The organism is Pseudoalteromonas sp. S1612 (assembly GCF_005887175.1).
Lineage (GTDB): Bacteria > Pseudomonadota > Gammaproteobacteria > Enterobacterales > Alteromonadaceae > Pseudoalteromonas > Pseudoalteromonas undina.
Window position 1 is genome coordinate 91,239 of record NZ_PNDH01000021.1, and the last position, 22,112, is coordinate 113,350.

Annotated in this window: 23 protein-coding genes; 15 read left to right on the forward strand and 8 right to left on the reverse strand. The window is 38.8% G+C overall.

From position 1 onward, the window contains the following. Window positions 1–120: 120 nt before the first annotated feature. Both CWB78_RS09190 and CWB78_RS09195 read left to right on the forward strand, forming a co-directional pair. Window positions 121–501 carry a YlcI/YnfO family protein gene (locus CWB78_RS09190; RefSeq protein ID WP_024606317.1) on the forward strand — a complete coding sequence of 127 codons (381 nt, stop codon included), beginning with the start codon at window positions 121–123 and terminating at the stop codon, window positions 499–501. Between the two features lie 240 nt (window positions 502–741). Continuing rightward, the gene (locus CWB78_RS09195) at window positions 742–1,179 is read left to right on the forward strand and encodes a hypothetical protein (RefSeq protein ID WP_013463093.1); all 438 of its coding nucleotides are present in this window, start codon (window positions 742–744) and stop codon (window positions 1,177–1,179) included. A 43-nt stretch (window positions 1,180–1,222) separates the two neighbouring features. Here CWB78_RS09195 and CWB78_RS09200 read toward each other — a convergent pair whose 3' ends face one another. After that, window positions 1,223–1,615 carry a DUF4879 domain-containing protein gene (locus CWB78_RS09200; RefSeq protein WP_249930428.1) on the reverse strand — a complete coding sequence of 131 codons (393 nt, stop codon included), beginning with the start codon at window positions 1,613–1,615 and terminating at the stop codon, window positions 1,223–1,225. A 1,417-nt stretch (window positions 1,616–3,032) separates the two neighbouring features. Here CWB78_RS09200 and CWB78_RS09205 point away from each other — a divergent pair. From CWB78_RS09205 to CWB78_RS09225, 5 genes are all read left to right on the forward strand, one after another. Beyond that, the gene (locus tag CWB78_RS09205; protein ID WP_138595157.1) at window positions 3,033–3,659 is read left to right on the forward strand and encodes a hypothetical protein; all 627 of its coding nucleotides are present in this window, start codon (window positions 3,033–3,035) and stop codon (window positions 3,657–3,659) included. Window positions 3,660–3,754: 95 nt separating this feature from the next. Continuing rightward, window positions 3,755–4,243, forward strand: coding sequence for a hypothetical protein (locus tag CWB78_RS09210; RefSeq protein ID WP_138595159.1), 489 nt, complete (start codon window positions 3,755–3,757; stop codon window positions 4,241–4,243). Window positions 4,244–4,298: 55 nt separating this feature from the next. Then, complete coding sequence (locus CWB78_RS09215; RefSeq protein ID WP_138595161.1) at window positions 4,299–5,048, forward strand: hypothetical protein; 750 nt, start codon at window positions 4,299–4,301, stop codon at window positions 5,046–5,048. Window positions 5,049–5,454: 406 nt separating this feature from the next. Continuing rightward, the gene (gene fadR / locus CWB78_RS09220) at window positions 5,455–6,168 is read left to right on the forward strand and encodes a fatty acid metabolism transcriptional regulator FadR (RefSeq protein ID WP_008109093.1); all 714 of its coding nucleotides are present in this window, start codon (window positions 5,455–5,457) and stop codon (window positions 6,166–6,168) included. Window positions 6,169–6,403: 235 nt separating this feature from the next. Continuing rightward, entirely contained in the window at window positions 6,404–7,009 is a 606-nt protein-coding gene (locus tag CWB78_RS09225) for a peroxiredoxin (protein WP_008109095.1), read from the forward strand. Window positions 7,010–7,068: 59 nt separating this feature from the next. Here the strand turns inward: CWB78_RS09225 and CWB78_RS09230 are convergent, their stop codons facing one another. Both CWB78_RS09230 and smpB read right to left on the reverse strand, forming a co-directional pair. Then, the gene (locus CWB78_RS09230; RefSeq protein WP_138595163.1) at window positions 7,069–9,663 is read right to left on the reverse strand and encodes a TonB-dependent receptor; all 2,595 of its coding nucleotides are present in this window, start codon (window positions 9,661–9,663) and stop codon (window positions 7,069–7,071) included. A 290-nt stretch (window positions 9,664–9,953) separates the two neighbouring features. Continuing rightward, window positions 9,954–10,433: an SsrA-binding protein SmpB gene (smpB, locus tag CWB78_RS09235; protein ID WP_008109102.1), complete on the reverse strand. Its 480-nt coding sequence runs from the start codon at window positions 10,431–10,433 to the stop codon at window positions 9,954–9,956. Between the two features lie 148 nt (window positions 10,434–10,581). Between smpB and CWB78_RS09240 the strand changes: the two genes are divergently transcribed. Beyond that, entirely contained in the window at window positions 10,582–11,022 is a 441-nt protein-coding gene (locus CWB78_RS09240; protein ID WP_138595165.1) for a type II toxin-antitoxin system RatA family toxin, read from the forward strand. Next, on the forward strand, window positions 11,019–11,342 hold the full coding sequence (locus tag CWB78_RS09245; protein ID WP_010387968.1) for an RnfH family protein: 324 nt from the start codon (window positions 11,019–11,021) through the stop codon (window positions 11,340–11,342). The genes CWB78_RS09240 and CWB78_RS09245 overlap by 4 nt, the downstream gene beginning before the upstream one ends. A 57-nt stretch (window positions 11,343–11,399) precedes the next feature. On the opposite strand, the gene CWB78_RS09250 is transcribed toward CWB78_RS09245, so the two are convergent. Next, a complete protein-coding gene (locus CWB78_RS09250) occupies window positions 11,400–11,759 on the reverse strand; it encodes an outer membrane protein assembly factor BamE (protein ID WP_010387969.1) in 360 nt (119 codons plus the stop codon). Window positions 11,760–11,865: 106 nt separating this feature from the next. Between CWB78_RS09250 and CWB78_RS09255 the strand changes: the two genes are divergently transcribed. Further along, window positions 11,866–12,207 carry a GIY-YIG nuclease family protein gene (locus tag CWB78_RS09255; RefSeq protein ID WP_138595167.1) on the forward strand — a complete coding sequence of 114 codons (342 nt, stop codon included), beginning with the start codon at window positions 11,866–11,868 and terminating at the stop codon, window positions 12,205–12,207. Here CWB78_RS09255 and CWB78_RS09260 read toward each other — a convergent pair. From CWB78_RS09260 to ilvC, 4 genes are all read right to left on the reverse strand, one after another. Next, window positions 12,153–12,926: a M28 family peptidase gene (locus CWB78_RS09260; RefSeq protein ID WP_249930430.1), complete on the reverse strand. Its 774-nt coding sequence runs from the start codon at window positions 12,924–12,926 to the stop codon at window positions 12,153–12,155. The two genes, CWB78_RS09255 and CWB78_RS09260, sit on opposite strands and share 55 nt — an antisense overlap. A gap of 139 nt (window positions 12,927–13,065) precedes the next feature. Further along, entirely contained in the window at window positions 13,066–14,256 is a 1,191-nt protein-coding gene (locus tag CWB78_RS09265) for a tetratricopeptide repeat protein (protein WP_138595171.1), read from the reverse strand. 77 nt (window positions 14,257–14,333) lie between these two features. Continuing rightward, window positions 14,334–16,253 (reverse strand): methyl-accepting chemotaxis protein, encoded by a 1,920-nt coding sequence (locus CWB78_RS09270; protein WP_138595173.1) that lies wholly within the window; start codon window positions 16,251–16,253, stop codon window positions 14,334–14,336. A gap of 155 nt (window positions 16,254–16,408) precedes the next feature. Then, complete coding sequence (gene ilvC, locus CWB78_RS09275) at window positions 16,409–17,881, reverse strand: ketol-acid reductoisomerase (RefSeq protein WP_010387978.1); 1,473 nt, start codon at window positions 17,879–17,881, stop codon at window positions 16,409–16,411. Window positions 17,882–18,018: 137 nt separating this feature from the next. Here ilvC and ilvY point away from each other — a divergent pair, with 137 nt between their 5' ends. The 5 genes from ilvY (at window position 18,019) to CWB78_RS09300 (ending at window position 22,098) form a co-directional block, all read left to right on the forward strand. Then, window positions 18,019–18,924 carry an HTH-type transcriptional activator IlvY gene (gene ilvY / locus CWB78_RS09280; protein ID WP_075169662.1) on the forward strand — a complete coding sequence of 302 codons (906 nt, stop codon included), beginning with the start codon at window positions 18,019–18,021 and terminating at the stop codon, window positions 18,922–18,924. A gap of 90 nt (window positions 18,925–19,014) precedes the next feature. Then, window positions 19,015–20,061, forward strand: a complete 1,047-nt coding sequence (locus CWB78_RS09285) for a GGDEF domain-containing protein (protein WP_138595175.1) — start codon at window positions 19,015–19,017, stop codon at window positions 20,059–20,061. Between the two features lie 111 nt (window positions 20,062–20,172). Next, entirely contained in the window at window positions 20,173–21,012 is an 840-nt protein-coding gene (locus CWB78_RS09290; protein WP_171040330.1) for a MipA/OmpV family protein, read from the forward strand. 13 nt (window positions 21,013–21,025) lie between these two features. Beyond that, window positions 21,026–21,391 (forward strand): DUF3019 domain-containing protein, encoded by a 366-nt coding sequence (locus tag CWB78_RS09295; RefSeq protein WP_010387982.1) that lies wholly within the window; start codon window positions 21,026–21,028, stop codon window positions 21,389–21,391. Between the two features lie 14 nt (window positions 21,392–21,405). Next, on the forward strand, window positions 21,406–22,098 hold the full coding sequence (locus CWB78_RS09300) for a response regulator (RefSeq protein WP_010387984.1): 693 nt from the start codon (window positions 21,406–21,408) through the stop codon (window positions 22,096–22,098). Window positions 22,099–22,112 lie beyond the last annotated feature (14 nt).

Below are 22,112 nucleotides of genomic sequence, written 5' to 3' on the forward strand. Positions count from 1 at the left end.
TAATAAGAAAAATTAACTTAATATACATAGATAATAAGCATTACTTAAATCTTAGACTCGGCATATCTTTGTAGAGGTAATGTGGGTGTTTACACCCGTATACATCAGAGGTATTTTAGAATGGCTATTCTAAGCATCCGAATTGACGATAAATTAAAAGAGTCTTTAAGTAGTGAGGCGCAAAAGGAAGGTATTTCTTTATCTGAATATGTGAAGAAATCACTGGAAATTAAGAGCGTTGATACTCATATACTAGCAACAGAGAAAAACTTAAAAAGCTCTGTTGATAGTATTAAAGATTTAGCGCTCGTCTCTCAGGAGACTGTACACGAAGTTGAACTAAATATTCAGCGGCTAAATGAATCGCTTAAAAATGCAAATCACTTAAAAGAAATCAAAAAATTGAAATGGATATTGATTTCTATATCCCTCATCTTTGTATCAATCTCGATCCCAATATTTCACTTTAATATTGCTTATTTCAAAACCTTCTTTTATTAGGCTTTATCCTGAATAATTTAAGGCCTATGAGCCAAGCCTATTAGTAAATATTCCAGTTACCGGAAAGCCTTTGCCGTCCAACACCTCTGTATTAAGCTTTTCACTTTACGATGAATTACCTTCAACAACTTAATTTAAATAAACTTTTTAAAGGCGTTTTCAAAAGACTATAAGTGTATAATTATGGCGCAGGTTTTGCAGTTAATATCACTCATACGATCATACTAAGGAAAAGAACCTATGCGAGTTGATGCAAACGTACATTATTTTAATGGGAACCAGCGTACCAAGCCTTCAACAGAGGCCTCAACGTCATTTTCGGCTGCATTAACAGCAGCACAAACAGACAATGATAAGACTGACAGCAGCACAAAACAGGCGGATTTCACTAGTATGACCCGGCAAGAAATGCGGGACTGGGCCAACACTCAAATCCGCAATGGAGAAATGTCTCTCGATGACGGCAGGCCTTTCATGGCTATGACTATGAAAATACCCGTAAATGGAGGCGAACTGGCAGGTGCACACAGTGATGAAACACGATATAACTTCATTCAAAAAACGCGTGATGGCATCCAAGGCGCACTGTCACGCAATGACGAGACTACTTTGAAGATGTTAGAATCAGCTATGTCTATCATGCAAGACAAAAGTACTGGTGTTAACATTCGTATTTAGAAATATAAAAAGGCCAGAATGTCTGGCCTACATCATTAATAAATCAAAGAATACTGATCTGGACTGACATAGTATTCCATGGCGAATTAGTCGAAGTATTTTGGTATTTGAATAATCCGTTTTGATGACCATCGACATTGTATTCATTGAGGAAACCCACGACAGTTTGCCCAGCGGTACAAGGCCATGTGTAATTACTACCAGTCACACAAACAGGCGTACTTGAGTACATTGTGGAACTCGGAAGTAACCCACCGTTCATCCAAGCAATATGATTATAACCATAACCAATTTCTAAAACAGCAGTACGCAGCTGCTCTCCCCCATGATCACATGCAATTGTTGTCATACCAACAGCGGACTCCCACCCACAATCAGTTGAACCAACAGCATATACCCACATTGAAGATAGCGGCGGAGCTGATGCTCGAGCCATTAATTCAGACTCCATGCGGATGTTTTTGATTTCGGCAGGAGCTGGAGCATTCTGACTAGTGAGTACAGGAAGGGAGGTAATTACTTGTTGACTGCGCGGAACTTCCTCAGCATAACTCATATTACTTACACCAGTTGCTATGACTACAGATAGCAGGCAATTAATTAAATTTATTTTCATAGTCCTTGAATTTCCCTTTTAATATCAATTGAAAGGTATTTATAGTTCACGCCTTTAGCATTGTCAAAAAATGAAAACATAATGATAAATAATTAATTTTTATATTTGTTAACTGATAGCAGAAAATCAAACACAAGACCTTCATCCAACAACTGAGTTTCACCGGTGAAACTTTAATTTTAGCGGCTAAAATAATGGGGTATCACACTTTGACCTGCAATACCCCCTACCTAACAATTAACCTATTAAACTTATAACCAATTGGGCTACAGAAATTAGGGAAATTAAATTAATAGAAAACCTTCCTTCTACTTTCACTTTATAATGAATATCTATTTTCATTCGCGTGCTCATTAATATTGATAGTGCCCCAACCGCAGTGTAATCTTAAATTGCCGTAAAAGATTGGCGGTTAGAACGTGGCATCCATGCCATTTTACTATCGTTGATTTTCAACCAGGCCTCGTGCCTGGTTACCTTCATTTTTTATGTTTCTTTGATACTAACAAAATTTTTTAACTATCTGCGGCGCTGAAAAAATTAACCTGTCGCCTTAGTTCCGCTTAATCATAATTTAACGCATAGCACTTTTACGAATAAGCAAAAAGTGAGTATTTATTAAAATAATTGCCGGTGTATCTACCATTTCACATTAAAAACAGGTGCGGCGGCACTCTAGGTTACACTGTCGTATTAACCTAGAGACCTTGCCATGTAAGCGCTAATAACGAATTGCACACGGGAAAGTTACACGCGTGATGTGAACGGTACTTTTGAACGGACTCGATAAAGTTATTGAATAAACAGGTCTGATAAACACAGCCGTACGTATTGCTATCTGTGCGTTGCTAATTTAGAAAAGTCCCTGACACGTTTCTGTCCAAAAATGAGTTAGAGTGACGTCCGCTTTCATGATTCAGCGATTTATTTGTTTGTTAGTGTGATCGTCTGCTAGTGGCACTTTGGCGAAGTCCGCCCAGAGCGAGAAGCGGTCATTGAGATTGGCTAAATATCGTAGTTAATTGATTGGTGAAACTACGCTTTGCACACATATTCATGAAAATGAGCGCTGCGCGCATATTGGTTAATTTAACTTTACCTAAAATAGTTAGAAAACTTAGTGATAGTAATACCTTAGGTAATTTGTTAAAACTATATAATGTAGAAAAATGAGCGTAGCGTCGGCAGAAATATGCGCGACGAGCGCACTATTAAATTGTTAGCACTAAAGGTAAGTATGGACACTTTAATCAAGTTTGGCTTATTCTTTTTAGGGGTTATTACTTCCGTCTTATTAATCCCAATGATCGAGAAGAAGAAGTCAGAGTCACAGAAAAAAGAAAGTCTAGAAGAGCTATTTATTGAACTCGATGATATCCATGTTGAACTTATAGAACATTTGGAATCTAGTTTTCAATTTCTACTTAATTTAAGGACAGAAACAGAATTAGCTCAAGATGGAAAACTTCCTGTGCCAATGCCAAAAAATATAAACACAGATGTGTTAGGCGAGTTATATAAAAAGTCAGCTTTAATACTAACTTCACCACAAAGATTGGCGATAAAACGCATTCCAAATAGTATTAACGAGATAATGCGACATTCACAACTCTCTGTTGATTCAATTACAAATGAGAAAATTTATTGCATTCAATCAATTAAAAATACAGTTAAATTGACTTGCAGGTTAATTCATGAAATAAACTTTCTTCGTGAGCATCGTGAACGTTTTGTGTTTGCTAAATACTTGAGTTCAAATACCGCTGTATTATCTGTTTTAAAAAGTATTGGTTATAACGAAGTCCAAATAGCTCAATCAAGGGTCGAAGAATCAGAGTTTAACGATCTTAAGGTGTCAATTTAGTGCTAACAAGACCTTTAAACGGACAAAAAACAGTTTGCTGTTTTCACTTCGTTCAACATTTTAGCAAACAATTTTTTGCCGCTTAAGGTGGCGTTATGTTTTCGGGAGAGACTGTGCGCAAAGAAGAGATTAATAGCGATTTGAAAGTTCTCACGTTCGATTTCTTTTACTGGTTTTCGCGGTTTGAGTTTGCTCTGAAGGAGAGCAAGTACCTAAAGCGGGATGGCATTGGAGATAACGCAGAGCCAGGTTGGGATAAGTTTATTAACCAGAACAAGCAGGCTTTTCAGCATACAGATGAGACGAGAAATCTTCTGACGCTCAACCCTAAAAGGCAAAAGGTCAGTGAAAACTCTGGCTTGGAATGGAAAAGCCAGAGTTTAGATGACTGCGATTCCGAACTGTGTAAGGTAGTTCGTCTGCTAAAAACTATTCGAAATAATCTATTTCATGGTGGGAAACACGGTGCTGAAGGCTGGGATAACCCTGAAAGAACTAAAGAGTTATTGATGGTTGGAAAAACTATACTGGATCAACTGGCCGAGCTAGCAGATTTTGAAGCCGATTATACGCAGTACTACTAGAAACATAACAATGCCATACACGCGACAAGCGTGTGATGGCGAGCGTTAGGTATCCATGCATAATTTTAACTTAGTCGAAAATGCTAAAGATTCTCTTAGCCATGCAATAGAGCATCTAGGCCCCGTAACTAGAAATACTACTGGTGACTGGAAGCGGGTTATAGTGGATTTAGCTCATGTCGTCGAGCTGCTATTTAAAGAGAAACCGCGAAGAATTCATCCCGCTTTTGTCTTTAATGACATCGATAAATTTCCGTCAAATGATGCATTTACTGTTGGGGCGGAGAAAGCTTTTAAGAGACTACAAAAAGTTGGCGCTCTAAGCTTTTCTGAAGCTGATAAAAATGCAGTTAAAGCGGCAAGAGAGAAAAGAAATGAAATTGAGCATTTTGAATTTTCATTAGAAAATCACGAAGCCAAAGTTCTGGTTGGCCAAGTTTTATCATTCATATTAAGGTTTGCTGAAGAGCAGCTAGAGCTTGAGTGGAATGCATTGTGTTTCAAAGGTGGAAAATGGTGGGTTTTATATGAATATAAAGAATTTTACGAATCTATTAAAAGTACTGTTCAAGAAAAAATAGATAACAACGAAATTCCAATAATCGAGTGTTCGTCCTGTCACAATGATTCTTTTGACATAGATGAGGGAGAATGCTTAATTTGTGGTCATAAAGAAGAAGTATTAGATTGTAAGTGGTGCCAGGCCCCATATATTTACTCAGCGTGTGAGTATGATGAAGAGGCTGAACTTTGTCCAAGCTGCGAATATAAAGAGGGGCAAGCATCCACACATGAGAAATATTAAAATACCTAACAAACATGTCAACCGGACATTTTTTTGCTTCGGCCTTTTGTGCATCCCACTTCGCTTCATTCTTGCACAAAATTCCTACACAAAAAAATCCCGGTTACATGGGCGTTACCACTGTCTGCAAATGGCACTCAGCTGACGTTAGGTATTTACACATAGCTGCCCTCGGTATACGTCTGATTATAATTTTTATATATGTGGACTGTGTGTTCAATTAAAAGCCAATTCTGATCTTTTTACCAGGCCAAAAATCTCACGCTGTGCAACAATCTCACCTTTGATATGTATGATCACCTAGGTAATTTAACTTACTTTACTTGTTAGTTGTGACTTGTCTGGTACAATCAGTCAGTTAATCGTATGTAGCGATGTAATGTGAATTAATTCGAGTAGGAATTGAATGAGAATTTTTAAAGCGAAAAGCCCAGCAGGATTTGCTGAGGAATACATAGTAGAGTCAATCTGGAATGGTGATTTTCCTCCAGGTTCAATTCTGCCTGCTGAGCGTGAACTCTCAGAGTTAATTGGTGTTACTAGAACCACATTACGAGAAGTATTACAGCGATTAGCTAGGGACGGTTGGTTAACAATACAACATGGTAAACCTACTCGCGTTAATAACTTTTGGGAAACCTCAGGATTAAATATCCTTGAAACACTGGCACGTTTAGATGAAGATAAAATGCCAGAGCTAACCGATCAGTTACTCTCAGCACGTACTAATATCAGCGCAATTTATACCCGTGCAGCTATAAAACTTGCACCAGAGCGTGTTATCGAAATTTTATCACAAAGCGATGAATTAGAAGACAGCGCGCAAGCGTTTGCAGATTATGATTATAAAGTTCATCATGAATTAGCTGTTGCCGGTAACAATCGCATTTATGTGCTCATCCTTAATGGCTTTAAAGGTTTTTATTCTAAGATTGGCTGTCATTACTTTTCAGATCCTCGTACCCGTGAGCTTGCACGTCAATTCTATAAAGATTTAACTAAGCTTGCTGAGAATAAAGAGCACGATGGTGCGATATTCATGATGCGCAAGTATGGTCATCAAACCGGTGAAATATGGCAACATATTCGCGGTGATATGCCTAGTGACATTATGGATTAGTAAAAAAGCCTGCTTTAAGCAGGCTTTTTTATGAACAATAATTCGTGTATTTATCAAGCGTTCGCTATTTTAGAACGGTGCTATCTATAAATACGATTGTTAATTTATTTTTGATAGCCATAGAATAATGTTTAATTAAATATGGTTGCTATTGTAATTTTAAAATTAGTGCCCATATTAGTAATCAGTATTGCGTAAGCAATTGACAATAAACTCAAAATATTTGGAGAATAAAATGGGTGTATTAGTAGGCCGTCAGGCACCAGACTTTACCGCTGCAGCTGTTCTAGGTAACGGTGAGATTGTAGATAGCTATAACCTTCACGAAAAAATCAAAGGTAAAAAAGCAGTAATCTTTTTCTACCCACTAGATTTCACATTTGTATGTCCTTCTGAGCTTATTGCTTTTGATAAGCGTTATGCAGAATTCCAAAAACGTGGCGTAGAAGTAATTGGTGTTTCTATCGATTCACAATTCTCACACAACGCATGGCGTAACACGGCTGTAGCAGACGGCGGTATTGGTAAAGTTCAATACGCACTAGTTGCAGACGTTAAACACGAAATCTGTAAAGCATACGACGTTGAGCACCCAGAAGCGGGCGTTGCATTTCGTGGTTCTTTCCTAATCGATGAAGAAGGTAACGTACGTCACCAAGTAGTGAACGATTTACCACTGGGTCGTAACATCGACGAAATGATCCGTATGGTTGATGCACTAGCATTCCACAGCGAGCACGGTGAAGTATGTCCTGCTGGTTGGACTGAAGGTAAAAAAGGAATGGACGCAAGCCCTGAAGGCGTTGCTAAATTCTTATCTGAAAACGAAGGCGAGCTATAATTTAGCCCTTTAGTTTAAGAAAAAAAACCGCCAAAATGGCGGTTTTTTATTATTTTAAATTAAAACGAAAAGCTAACTTTAGTGTAAATGTAACGACCACGAGGGTTGTGTACACCCGATGCGTAACCATACAGATCTGAATCACCGTCACCAATTGCAAACGGTGGCTCTTCATCAAATAAGTTGTTCACACCTAGCGATACCTTTGCTGACTCAGTAATACGGTATGATGTTTGTAAATCTACCAGTACTTGTGAATCAACAGTACGCGATGTATTACTATCGAAGTCTAAGTTACCATCGAAGTCGATATCTGGCGTATCTTCAAACTCACCTACATAACTAATGTTCATGTTTGTGTTGAACTGACCAATTTCCCAGTTAGTTGAGAAAATCCAGCGATGCTCTGGGTAACCATATTCGCCGGTATAATCGCGGCCGTCCTTTTCAAATTTATCTTGGTAAGCCCATTCTAAATTGAATTTTAGTAAGCCTAAATCATCCAGTGAGTGATTGTAGTTTGCTGAAATATCAACGCCCGAAACTTCTTGTGATGACACGTTTTCAAAAGTACTGAAAATCTTTTGAATAGTCCCTAAACTGTCCGTACCTGAAGGAGGTAAGCGAACACATACGGTACTGTTTTGGTTATTACACTCTGAGTTGTAAATTGGACCAAACTCTTGCTCATCAATTTTATTGTCTTGGGTGATACTCCATACATCTACACTCAAACCAAAGTCAGTTGTAGGTGCCCAAATAAAGCCGACGTTCCAAGATTCAGACTCTTCAGCCTCTAAGTCAGGATTACCAGCAAATTCAATGTTGTAATCTAGTGCATCACAATCTTTACCTGTTGCGTCACAACGGTAATTATCTTTAAAGAACTGACTCTTTTCTGATGGCCCTAAACCTACTTGTGCCAGTGAAGGTGCTCTAAAGCCTTGCGCCCAAGAACCACGAACTGTGATTTCATCAGTAGGTGCCCAGCGTAAAGCGACTTTAGGGTTTGTGGTGGTACCAAAGTCACTGTAATCATCGTAACGACCTGCAAGTTGTAGTTCTAAGTTCTCAGCAAGTGGAATTGAAAACTCTACATAGGCAGCGTATTGGTCGCGCTCTGCGGCAGCTGAAACGGCTTCTGTCCCAAAGATTAATCCACGTTGAAATTGATCATCTGGCGTATCAGTTACGTCTTCTTCACGGTATTCAATACCGGCTGCCATCATGACAACATCATCACCAAAACTAAACGCTTCACCGCTAATATTAGCGTCAAATGAGGTCATATGAGACTCACCTTGGCGTACTAAGCTCGTAGTGATTCTATCGATTACTGCAGGATCGTTGTAAGTGCCACCAAATGGGTTGTAGTTACCAGCGTCAATTTCTTGTTGTAAGAAGTCGGTGCGTACCCAACCTTGTGAGCGATCGCCTGTTTGTAACGACTTACTACGACCTTTTTGTACCGCTGTTTCCCAGCTCCAATCGTTAAATTCGCCTCGTAAGCCTGCTACAAAACGCATCGTGTCAGATTCGATATCCCACTGACGCGCACCTGCATCGACAGTTCTAAAATAATTAATCCCTACATCTTGTCCAAATGGATTATTAGGGTGACTCCCTGGTACTGTTAAACCCGCATCTTTATCAAGTGGCGTTGGCGCACCCGCTGCAACTGAGCTGTTATGCTGTACAGCCATTTCTAAAAAGCCGGTGATACCATTGTCAAAGCGGTATTCAAATTGTGAAATTGCGCCCACACGTTCTGATGCGGGGGCAATATAGCCGAATGGACCATAATCAAAAACACAGCTGTTACTGCTACTTATTTGGTCAGTAGGACAGCTAGGATCTGGCGTTTGAACACCATTTACATCGAACGAGCCAGGGAAACCACGTGATGAACGAAAATCCATGCCACCATATGGAGACTGGTTAGCAGTACCTAAGCGGCCCATTTCATCTGATGATAAAGAAGTGTTTTTAAAGTAATCAATAATAACGGATGCACTACTTTTTGCACTTGTTGTACCCCAAACAATGCTAGCCGTGGTTTCTTCATAGTTAGGACCATCTGTGCCGCCGTAACCTAAATTAACTTCAATACCGTCGATGTCTTTTTTCAAGATAACGTTTACAACACCTGCTACAGCATCAGAGCCATAGATCGCTGATGCGCCATCTTTTAAAATATCAATACGTTCGATTGCTGAAACAGGAATACTGTTTATATCAACAAATGAGTTGGTGATCCCTTCAGCAAACGCGCTTATAGCAACACGACGACCATTAATAAGTACCAAGGTAGCATCAGCCCCTAAACCACGAAGACTGACGGCAGCTGAACCATTAGCGGTCGAGTCTTGGTTATTACCACGGGTTGAAAAGGTACCATTACCTGCAACAGGCATTCTTTCAAGCAGCTGTTGTAGGTTGTCATAACCCATGTTTTCGATGTCTTCTTTATTAATGGATTGTACTGGTGATGGGCCTTCTATATCGGAACGTTTGATACGAGAGCCTGTTACTTGAATACGTTCTACTTTTTCTGCAGTTTGCTGTGCAGCATAAGTTGTTGTACTAAAACCTGCTGACAATGCGATAGTAGCACCGATGATTAAGCTCGGTGTAAATGCAATTGATTGCTTCATCCTTAAGTCCTTGTTGATATGTTATAATTTACTTGTTTTTACAAGTCGAATTATTAATACCATGTAACTTAAGTGTTATCAATTAGCCGCAAAGATGATTTTGTTATCGGCACGAATATGTACTTATTTTCTTAATAAAGAAAAGCGATGGGATACTCGCTATCTGGTGCGGGAGTGGGGTCTTCTCATTATTTAAAAATAAATCACCGAGCGACTTTAATTTGTAATAATTTGTATTTTGCTAAAAATTTAATTAAAAAAACGCCTAACATGATGTTAGGCGTTTTTATTTAAACTTTATGTTTCATTAAACGTTCTTTTTCACGGGACCAATCTTTATTTTTGCCGTCTTCACGTTTGTCATGCATTTTCTTACCTTTAGCTAAATGGAATTCAAGCTTCACCCAGCATTTTTTCCAATACATAGCGGTGGCAACTAATGAATAACCATCACGCTCAGTTGCACCAACTAAGCGGTCAAGCTCACGCCTGCTTAGTAGTAATTTACGGTAACGGAGCGGGTCACAAATAACATGGGTCGATGCACTATTCAAAGGCTGAATGGTACTACCTAATAAAAATGCTTCACCGTTTTTAAGATGAATATAAGTTTCAGAGATATTTACTTTACCTGCTCGGATACTTTTTACTTCCCAGCCTTGGAGTTCAACACCTGCTTCAAACTTGTCGTGTAAAAAATACTCGTGTCGCGCTTTTTTATTTAGCGCGATGGTATTACTTGTCGATTTTGATGAATTTTTCTTAGCCATAGTGCCCTATAATATACGTTATACAAGATGTTTTACATCGATTTTTTTAAATTATACATGCAAAAGCGAAGGATTAATTTAAGCGCGATGAAAGTTTGGGGAAACGCACAAAGCTTGCTAAAATTCCTGCACACAGTTGGGAGTGAGTATGCCACAAATAGAAAAAAGCGCGCTAGTTATGTACAGCACTAAAGAGATGTTTGATCTAGTCAATGATGTAGAAGCCTATTCACAGTTTTTACCTAATTGTTCAGACTCAAAAATTATTAAGCAGCATGATAATAACATGACCGCTAGTTTAGAAATATCTAAAGCCGGCATAAAAAAATGGTTTACCACTGAAAATACGCTAATTGATGAGCAAACAGTGATGCTTCGCTTGGTTGATGGTCCTTTTAAAACCCTACAGGGTCGCTGGCACTTTCAGCAATTAGATACACATGCGTGTAAGGTTAATTTAAAGCTAGAATTTGAATTTTCAAGTAAGCTCATAGAGCTGGCGTTTGGTAAAATTTTTAATGATGTGGCAAAAAACATGGTGAGTGCGTTTACTCAACGTGCAAAAACCGTGTATGGAGAACGTGCATGATCAATATTGAAGTTGTGTTCGCTTTACCTACTAAGGCAACCACGTTAAATATAGAAGTGCTGCAAGGCACAACGGCTGAGCAAGCAGTAATACAGTCAGGGATCATCAAAAAGTGCCCTGAGATTGATGCAACCGATTTAACTTTAGGCGTATGGAACAGAACGGTGAAGCTAAATCATGAGCTTAAAGATGGCGACAGAATTGAAATTTACCGCCCATTAATTGCCGACCCTAAAGATGCTCGCAGAAAACGCGCCGAAAAAGCCAAAGAAGAGGGCCGCGCTAATAAAGTCACTGGTGGCCGGCCGTTAGAACGTTAGATACAAAAAAGGTGAGCTAATATGCTCACCTTTTTTAATTAAACCTTAAGAGCTTTCTTATTGCTCTAAAGGCGTTGTAAAGTTTTCTGGCTGCTCATAGTCGCCCGATACAGTAACTAGCTTTTCATTTTCAAAGTTTAGTACTAATGATTTAAACTGTTCATTAGCACGTCCTTTATTGAAGCTGTATACATAACGCCAAGTATTTTTATCGAAGGCGTCCTCGGCAATGGGTCTGCCTAATACGTAAATTACTTGTTCGCGAGTCATATTAACGCGAAGCTTATCAACGTCTGATTGTTCTAAAAAGTTACCTTGAGGGATGTTGATTCTGTATACCCAGCTAGAACAACCTGCGGCTGAACTAAGCGTTAAAGCGACGATAAGCCAAAGAGAAAAAGTTTTTAACGACTGCATTGTTAGTTGTGATCCTTATTTTTTATAATCTGCATGATACCGATTAGTCACTCAAGGTAAAACCCTTTTGAGTAATTGTTTTTGTTTAGCGCGTTAAGGCGAGGTTTTGACCATTAATAATCAAAAAAGTTTAAACAATGAGTTATGCAAAATTAAAAATAAACCGGCAACTTGGTCACTTTATATTGTGCAAACACGGTTTGGTCATTGGTATACCGGTATTACTGTTGATGTTGCTCGACGTATCGCTACTCATCAAGCAGGTAAAGGAGCAAAAAACCTCAAAGGTAAAGGGCCGCTTATGCTGATTCATCAACAACAAGTAGGTACTAAAAGCGAAGCAAGCAAATTAGAATATGCGATTAAAAAACTTCCACGAGCAAAAAAAGAGGCTTATGTTGCTGCTTTTAAAGAGGGAGTTAATACCGCGGAGTTTGTCAAAAGCTGATTAATAAATTCCACAATTAGCAATACGGCTTCTTGATAGAGGGGAGCGTTAATATTTTCGAGCGTATCTTTGGCACTATGGTGGTAGTTATCTGCCCCCATAGAAAAGTACACATACGGAATTTTTTGTTTAGCGAATGAATAATGGTCGCTGGCTCTGCGCCAATCTATTTGTTTCGTGTTGGTGAGTCGGCTCATTTTTCGTGATGAATAAACAGGCTTTAATTTGATCTTGTCCCCGTTAATCTGAGTAAATAACGGATTAAGCTGGGCTTTTAAAGATCGACTTGTTAGCGCGTATAAACGCTTATGTGACTTTTTAATTGCCAACATATCTAAGTTAATATTTAAAACAATCGGGAGCTGGCGTATTGTTTTAGCAAAGTGCTCACTGCCGTGTAAACCATTTTCTTCAGCGTCTGTTGCAACAAACATAAAACGATATGAAGAAGAATCCGTTAGCGCATTCGATAAATAAAGTAATGCAGCAACACCCGAGGCATTATCGTTAGCACCTGGGTGTAATTTTCCTGCTTTTAGACCTAGATGATCATAATGCGCAGTAATAACAATTACAGGTAAATCTTTTACAGTATTAGTGGCAATAATATTAACGCCTTGTGCGCTAGAGAACAGCCCTGAGGAATAAGTAAAAGGTTGTTCACTTACTGTAAGTTGATGCTCTTTGAAGCGTGTTTTTAAATACTCCCTTGTGAGCAAGGCTGCCTGGCTATTCGTTTTTCTACCAGCTAACTCCGAGCTGGTTAATATAGTTAAATCAGCTAATAATTGCGGCTCAATCTGTTTACAAAGGCCGCTCCAACTTATAAAAACTATGATACAGGTTAAGCTAAATAATTTAATGATGATTCGCCTTAGCGGTGAGTGACTTTAATGCGATAAGCTTATTGTCATAGCGCTGTTTTTCATGATCAAAGTCTGCTTTTTTTCTAGCTTTACGCAAATGAAACTCCGCTCTAGTTATATTATTTAATTCAAAATAACTGCGCGCTAGCCCAAAGTGGCTTTCATGAAGTGTCGGTGACATAGCGTTTGCTTTTTTATAATGGCTAATTGCATTTGCGTAATCACCATTTACATAGTCACTGTTACCAAGCGATATATGATAGTAAGGGTTTTCTTGGCGCTTTTTGTCAAGCTTTGCCAATAGCTTTTCGCCTTCGGCTACTCTATCTGTAAGTTTATATAATAATGCTAAATTACCTTGCGCAGTATTATCATTGGCGTTTAAGGCAATAGCATAGCTGTACATTTGCTCCGCTTGCTTTAAATCATCTAATTGTTTAAAGAGTACCCCTAAATTGCCCCAGCTAGCACTAAATGAAGCATCGGTATTAATTGCGGCTTTGAAATAGCTATACGCTAAATCATAGTGTTTAATTACCAGTGCCTCACCGCCTTTATTATTATAAAACATGGCGGTCACTCGTTTTTTTGACAGCGATGAGGTTGCAAAACGGGCTTGTCGGCTATTGGGGTCAAAATCAATAATTAAGCGCTTATTACGCTGATAAACAAGTGAGCTGTCTTTGAGCTTAGTTTTATTGTCTATGGCAAGGTTGATGTGCCCAGTGAGTAAATTAAATCCTTGATTTAACGCCCAGTACTCAGGAACATGTACTTTTTGAAAGCGAGCTTTAAGGCCTAAATGTTCGGCTAAGCTATACGCTAAAATAGAGAGGGAAAGACAATTAGCATTTAAATTTTGATAGCTTTGAGACGCCGTTTGTGTGCTAGTAGATTGGTAAGATAGTGAGTTATCACCATTTGTGAGTAAAAAACTAAGTAGACTATAGGCAATTTTATCAGCCGATTTATTTTTTTGTACATAAGCACTTAATTGCTGTTTGAGACTCTGGTCGAGTTGAAATATTTGCTGCTCAGACTCGATAGGCTGCTGTTGAAGTTGCATTGGGGGAGTAATAATAGGGATTGGCACGCTTAAATTGGCGTTATTTGTAGCGCTACACGCACTTAAACTCAGCAAGCAGACAGCCAGTAAATAATGTTTACCTTGAACAGCACTCATACACACCTCTGTACAAAAAACACACTTAAGTATAGTGGTTATTTTGTACAGAGGTTATTTAAAACGTAACAAACTATTTAACGCTGCTGATTAAACGTGGCAACTAGCGCATCGAGTGTTTGTGCGCTGGTGGCTAAGTCACGAATTGCTTGTTCGGTATTTATTTGTTCACTCATTGATTTATCACTGATCTCACTAATTTGCTCAATACTTCCACCCACATCGTTCACTACACTGCTTTGTTGTTCGGTGGCTGTGGCAATTAGAGTTGCCATATCGTTAATTTCATTCGCTGTTTCAGTAATAGTATTAAGTAACTCAACCGAGTTTTGCATTGCGCTAACGCTTTGTTGGGCTTTATTTTTTGATTGGCTAATATCATTTACAACATCGTCTGAAATTTGAGTGAGCTCTTCAATCATTGATTGAATTTCAGTGGTTGACTGTGATGTACGATTTGCCAGTGCTCTAACTTCGTCAGCAACGACTGCAAAACCTCGACCATGTTCACCTGCACGTGCAGATTCAATGGCTGCATTGAGAGCCAGTAAGTTGGTTTGCTCTGAAATCCCTCTAATTGAATCTACAATACTGGCAATGTCTATGGTTTTTTTAGAAAGCAGTGCAACTTGCTCGGTAATACCATCGATGTCGCTGGCAAGGGCTGAGATTGTCGTTTGGCTTTGTAATACTTGTTGATGGCTTTGTTTGGTGTTATCGCGACTATCGTTGGTTAACTTAGCTGCATTCGCTGCGCTTTGTGCTATTTCTTGCACTGTAGCGCCCATTTCATTTATCGCTGCAGCAACTGAAATAGTTTGCTCTTTTTGTTTATCTAGCGCTAAGGAGTTTTGTTTTGCTTGCGCAAAGACATGATCAGAACTTTGACGAATACCATGGCTTTCATCAGCGACTTGCACAATGGCGGTTTCTATTTTCTCAATAAACTGGTTGAACCCTGACGTTAAATTATTGAGTTCAGGTTGAGGTGATGCTGGTAGACGATACGCTAAATTAGCATCACCGCGGCCTAAACGAGAAAACAACTCCGCCATTTTTGATAACGGTGAGGCTAAAGAGCGAGCTAACAAGTAACTGATCACGCTTGCGATAAGTGCTGTAATGATAGTGAATGTGAATATTTGCCACTCGAGGGTGTTTACACTTGCGAATACCTCGCTTTTTGGTACTTGAGCCAACACAAATAAGTCGGTGTTTTTAATTGGTGTGGCAGCAATCAGTGTGGCTTGTCCGTTAATATTTACTTCTTCTAAAGTAAAACCATTTTCATCAAGTAATTTGTTATGAATATTAGCACTGTAAATACTATCTATATTAACCTTAGCGACTTTAGTTGCATCTTTGTGTAGCTGAATTAAGCCACTTTTATCGGCAATAAATACAAATCCTGACTGCTCAATTTTAAATTGCTGTAGTAGCTTTTGCATATCAGTAATGCTTTTTGCTAAGCCCGCCAAGCCGAATCCATTAGGCTGTTGGTGATTAACAAACATTTTTACATCGTTTGCCGACTCTTGATAAATACTGATTGAATAAGGTTGTTTTGATTGGGTAAAAGCAAAAAACCAACCATCTGCAGCATCATTTTTCAACACCCGTAAAAAGCCATCTTGATTCCAATATTGCGCGGTATTTTTATTTGCCCACGAAGCAGTTGCAAGATCATATTGCTCAACTAAACGATTAAGTTCTTTGAGTAATAACGCATCGTTGGTGCTGCCAGAGTTTGCCCAATCTAAAATAAAGGTATTGGCAGAAAGCTGCTGTGCTGCGCCTAAAAGTTCATTGATCTCCCCACCAATATGATTACTGATTGTTTGCAGCTTGCTTGGCAGTTCTGATTCGATCATGCGTTGCTCAATAATATTCTTTGAGTTATGTAAAGACGTCAAACCAATTAATACAGCAACACAAATAGCAATGATGCTTCCAAGTGCTGTAATTTTTTGAGTAATAGAGAGATTTTGTATCGTCATGGTAGTGCTTATATATTTACAACTGAGGCAATGAGGCGATTATTCTAGCACATTATTTATTTTCGGCTATTGATGATTAATTTACATTAAAAAAGCCCACAGCAAAATGCAAGTGGGCTTGGTTTCTAACAAGTGAAAGTTCTAGGGTTATAGGGTTAAACTATTTTTTTCATTGCCGACATATAGCCACGTAATTTAGCACCAACTTTCTCAACAGGATGTTCACGCAGTGCGGTATTTATTTGAATCAAGGTTTGATTATCTACTTGATTACTTTGCTCATTTAAGCCTTTGCCAATAACATCAGTATCAATATCTTGCATAAATTCTTGTAGTAGCGGTAAACATGCATGGTTGTATAAGTAGCAACCATACTCTGCAGTATCTGAAATAGTACGATTCATTTCAAACAGCTTTTTACGTGCAATGGTGTTAGCAATTAACGGCGTTTCATGCAATGACTCATAATAGGCAGATTCTGCAATAATACCGGCTGCAGTCATGGTTTCAAACGCCAGCTCTACGCCTGCTTTAACCATGGCTACCATTAAAATGCCGTTATCAAAAAACTCTTGCTCAGTAATTTCTACATCACCCGCTGGGGTTTTCTCAAAATGAGTTTCCGCGGTTTCAGCACGCCATTTTAGTAGGTTAGCGTCATCATTTGCCCAGTCTTCCATCATGACTCGTGAAAATGTGCCATCGATAATGTCATCTTGATGTTTGTTATACAGTGGGCGCATGATTACTTTTAATTGCTCGCTTAATTCAAACGCTTTTACTTTGGCTGGGTTTGATAGGCGGTCAAGCATATTAGTAACACCGCCATACTTAAGTGCTTCTGTGATCACTTCCCAGCCATATTGAATTAGCTTTGAGGCATAACCGGCATCAAGGCCTTTATCAATCATTTTATCAAAACATAAAATAGAGCCCGTTTGTAGCATGCCACATAAAATGGTTTGCTCACCCATTAAGTCAGACTTAACCTCGGCGATAAACGATGATTTAAGTACTCCCGCTCGATGACCACCCGTACCTGCGGCATAGGCTTTTGCTTGTGCCAAACCATGACCCTGAGGATCATTCTCTGGGTGAACTGCAATGAGTGTTGGTACACCAAAGCCGCGCTTATACTCTTCACGTACTTCTGAACCAGGGCATTTTGGTGCAACCATAATAACGGTAATGTCTTCACGAACTTGCATGCCCTCTTCAACAATATTAAAGCCATGTGAATAGGCAAGGGTTGAGCCATGTTTCATTAATGGCATGATGGCATTAACAACCGCAGTATGTTGTTTATCAGGCGTTAAGTTAAGTACTACATCGGCTGTTGGGATTAATTCTTCATATGTACCCACTTTAAAACCATTTTCCGATGCATTTAAGAATGACTGACGACGCTCAGCAATTGCTGAATCACGTAGTGTATAGGCTACATCTAAACCAGAATCACGTAAATTTAAACCTTGATTTAAGCCCTGTGCGCCACAGCCTACAATTACCAATTTTTTACCTTTAAGTGCAGCAACACCGTCGTTAAATTCGTCTGCGCCCATAAATTCACATTGTGCCAATTGCGCTAATTGTTCGCGTAAAGGTAAGCTATTAAAATAATTTGCCATGATAAGTTTCCCATTAATTCAGTTTGTTAGGTGCAATGCTTTTGCTTTGCTTGGAATAACCATATGAAAATTCTCTTCTTGCGTAAAATGATATATTTGAATTAAAGTGTTTCATAATATGAAATACCGGTGTTGTTATGGATCATAAGCATTTAAATTACTTTTTGGCGTTGGCAAAAACGCTTCATTTCTCTCGTGCCAGTGAGTTATGCCACATAAGTGCGCCTACTTTAAGTCGTAATATTAAGCAGTTAGAAGATGAAGTAGGGGTGATGTTGTTCCAGCGAGATAATCGCAGTGTCAAGCTTACTCGCGAAGGCGTTGCATTTAAGGAGTATGCTAGTGCAACGCTTAGTAATTGGCAGCGTTTTAAGGCCAATTTAAACGAACCGCAACAACATATTTATGGCAATGTGAGTCTTTATTGCTCCGTTACCGCATCTTATAGTTTTTTGCATCATATTTTGGAGCAGCTCAGGGCTCAGCATCAGCATATTGAAATCACCTTAAATACGGGCGACCCTGCTCTGGCAATAAATCGTGTATTAGACGGTCACGAATCCATGGCTATTGCAGCTAGGCCCAGTAAATTACCTGCACAAATTGCATTTGTAGATATTGGTTACTCGCCACTGGTATTAATTGCGCCCACTATTCAATGTCCGATCACAGAAAAACTAATCAATAACAGCGAGACTATTGATTGGTCTGAGCTTGAATTTATTGTTGCTGAACAAGGGTTTTCACGACAAAGGTTAGAGCAGTGGTGGCGAAAAAATAACGTTCAAGGAAAAATCTATGCACAAGTCGCTGGGCATGAGGCTATGGTATCTATGGTGAGTTTGGGCTTAGGCGTGGCCATGATCCCAAAAATTGTTCTCGATAATAGCCCTTTAAACGATAAAGTTCAGATTTTGGATAGCAAAGATGAGCCCCCACAAGGTTTTAAAATTGGCCTAGCGGTATTACATAAAGAATTAAATGATCCTGCTATTAGTGCACTGTGGAATATTGCACAAAATATGGGAGAAAACATAATATAGGCTTGTTGGATGATAAAAAAGTGTTAATATAAGCCACTAATATTTATGTGTTTATTAACATCTTTGTTGTGATGTCTGAGAGTTTCAATTATGGATAATACTGCTTCACTTGCTCATTCTGCCCAGTGTTTAAAAAAAGCCATTCCACTTATGGTGAAGTACAAAATGCCAGTAACGCCAATAAACTATGCGATTTGGTACTGTTATGTACAGGGCGATAACCCGCAACTAAATACAGAGCTTGATAAAGTTATCGGTCAGCACAATACTTGCTCAGCTCAAAATGCACAGGAAATATTTGATAAATACATAAACGACGAAGAATTAGCGTTTTTTCAACAAATGTCTGAAAAATTTCATGGTACGGTAGAGCAAGTACAGTTTGACTTGAGTGACTCTATTCAGTATTCAAAAAGCTTTACTACTTCGTTAGTTGACTCACAAAATGAGTTAAAAACACTCTCTAGCATTAACTCATTTAATGAAATTCTATCTTGTGTTGAACGTCTAACAGATGAATCAATCGCAATGCAAGATTATGCTCGTGGTTTCCAAACTAAATTAGCGCAAGCATATAATGAGATTAAAGATTTAAGAGAAGCCCTCACTATGACTCAAGAAGCGGTTGATAAAGATTCGCTAACGGGATTATATAATCGCGGCAAGTTTGATACAGACATAGTCGAGTTTTGCCTTCATGCATCTTCACAAGATGAGCAATCTAAGTTAGCCGTGTTAATAATGTTCGATATTGATCACTTCAAGCGTTTTAATGACGATTTTGGTCATCAAAAAGGCGATGAGGTACTCAAACTTGTTGCTCAAAAAGTGCAGAATAGCGTGCAAGAACAATACAATGCGTATCGTTTCGGTGGTGAAGAATTTTGTATCACGGGTTACTTTGATAGCATTAATGATGCGATGACATTCTGTAATAAGTTACGCTTGAGTATTGCTAAATTAACTATCCGTAAAAAAGAAGATAGCGATAATAAACGTAATATCTCTGCAAGTTTTGGCATAGCTCTAATGCAGCCTTTTAGTAAGAGCTGTTTATTAGTAGAAAAAGCTGATAGAGCACTTTATTTAGCTAAAACTCATGGTCGAAATCGAGTTGAAATAGCCGCCAATTTGTAAACGTGTTCCGTTTGTATCAAATTTGTTAATGATTGTAACCCTCTAGAGCTTGTACTCATACTACTTGCTACTATAGGGTCAAAGCGACTTTATAAACTAGTGAATAACTCCATGATGTTACATCTGAGAATAAAAATATGCATTTTATTGGCGTTATTTAGCGCTAATGCAATTGCTCAGACGCAGCAACATATCTCTACTGATGAACTTAAAATGAGTGTCAGCTTAGGGGCTGGGGTGATCAGTAATCCTTTACATGGTGCAGACAACATTCCTTTGGTGGTGGTTCCACAAGTGGCTTATTATGGCCAAAATTGGTTTTTTGATAACGGTCGTTTAGGCTATTCTTTTATACAAAGTGATACGCATAACATTAGCTTTGTGTCAGAAATTAACCCAGAATCACGATTTTTTATTGACTGGCACCCGCAAAATATATTCCCGCTCACAGCAACGGCTAATAACGAAATATTAGAATCGCAACACATTGAATCTCCTCGCCAGATTAATATCAATAATATTCAAAAAAGACGAGTGGTGCTGGATGCCGGCGTCAGTTATGTTTTTGTAAAACAACAACAGGTATTTTCTGCGCAATTATTGCATGACGTAAACAGTGTTTATAATAGCTTTAGGGGCTCGCTACAATGGCAATACCATTTTGATCTTAAGGTGTTAGAACTTAAATCGACCTTAGGCGTAAACTACAAATCAGCACAACTAAATAACTACTTTTATGGCTTAAACAGCACAGAATCTTCATATGGTGAAATAGAAGTTGGTAGTAGCTGGCAACCTTATGCTAAAATCGATGTCCGTTGGCCGGTAGGTAAAGCCAACGCACTTCGTTTTCATTTAGCATATTATGACTATTCAGCAATGGATAGCAGTCCGCTCTTTGAACATGACTATTCAATGACCGCCTTTATAGGATTCGAACATACATTTTAATATGAAGTGTTTTATGTTGGTTGTGTTTGCAGCTTCATTTTTTAGCAACCTAAGTGTTGCAAAAGCCTCTTCACTTAACGTATCACCCAAAGTCTGTGTGGTTTCCGAACAACAAGAATTTTGTGATCTTGAGTTAAAATTTAAGTGGCAACTGTCTGAGCCAAGTGATGTGTGTTTATACCAGCAAGATACCCAATTGCAATGTTGGCAAGGGGTAAAAAAAGGGCAATTTAGTTATAAAGCGCGTGTTCAGGTGGAGACCATATACTCCCTGATTAATCCCCTTACAGGTGTGTCATTAGCGAGTGTGCAAGTAGAAGTGCAAACTGCATACGCTAAGAAAAAACATCGGCTACGCTCACCTTGGAGCTTTTTTTAATTTAGGAGCAGTAAATGCCAAAGATATTACTTGTTGAAGATGACTTAGGGTTGCAACAATTAACCAAAGACTATCTTGAGCATAATGGCTTAGAAGTTGACGTATTAGAACGCGGTGACGAAGTGTTTCCTTATCTGAGTGAAAACCATGTTGATTTAATCATTCTAGATGTGATGCTGCCAGGAAAAGATGGCTTTAGTGTGTGCCGTCAAGTGCGCGACAAATACACCTTACCTATTTTAATGCTTACTGCAAAGGGCGAAGATTTTGACCAAGTTATCGGCTTAGAACTCGGTGCTGACGATTACGTTATCAAACCTGCAGAGCCGCGCGTACTATTGGCGCGGATTAGTGCATTATTACGCCGTGGACAGCCTAGCGTAAAAGCCATAGAAGAGCTTAAGTTTGGTGACTTATCAATAGATAAAACTAGCCGTATTGTAAAGCTAAGTGGTGTTGAAATCGTATTAACCTCACATGAGTTTGAATTGTTGTGGTTATTAGCTTCAAATGCAGGAGAAGTGCTCAGCCGAGAACATGTGCACCAACATATGATTGGACGTGAGTACGATGGACTAGATCGAACCGTTGATGTACGTGTGTCTCGAATTCGTAAGAAGCTTGGTGATAATAGTGATAAACCATACCGTATTAAGACAGTGTGGGGACAAGGCTATTTATTTGTATCAGATGCGTGGGACATGTAATTAATGCAAGGTAT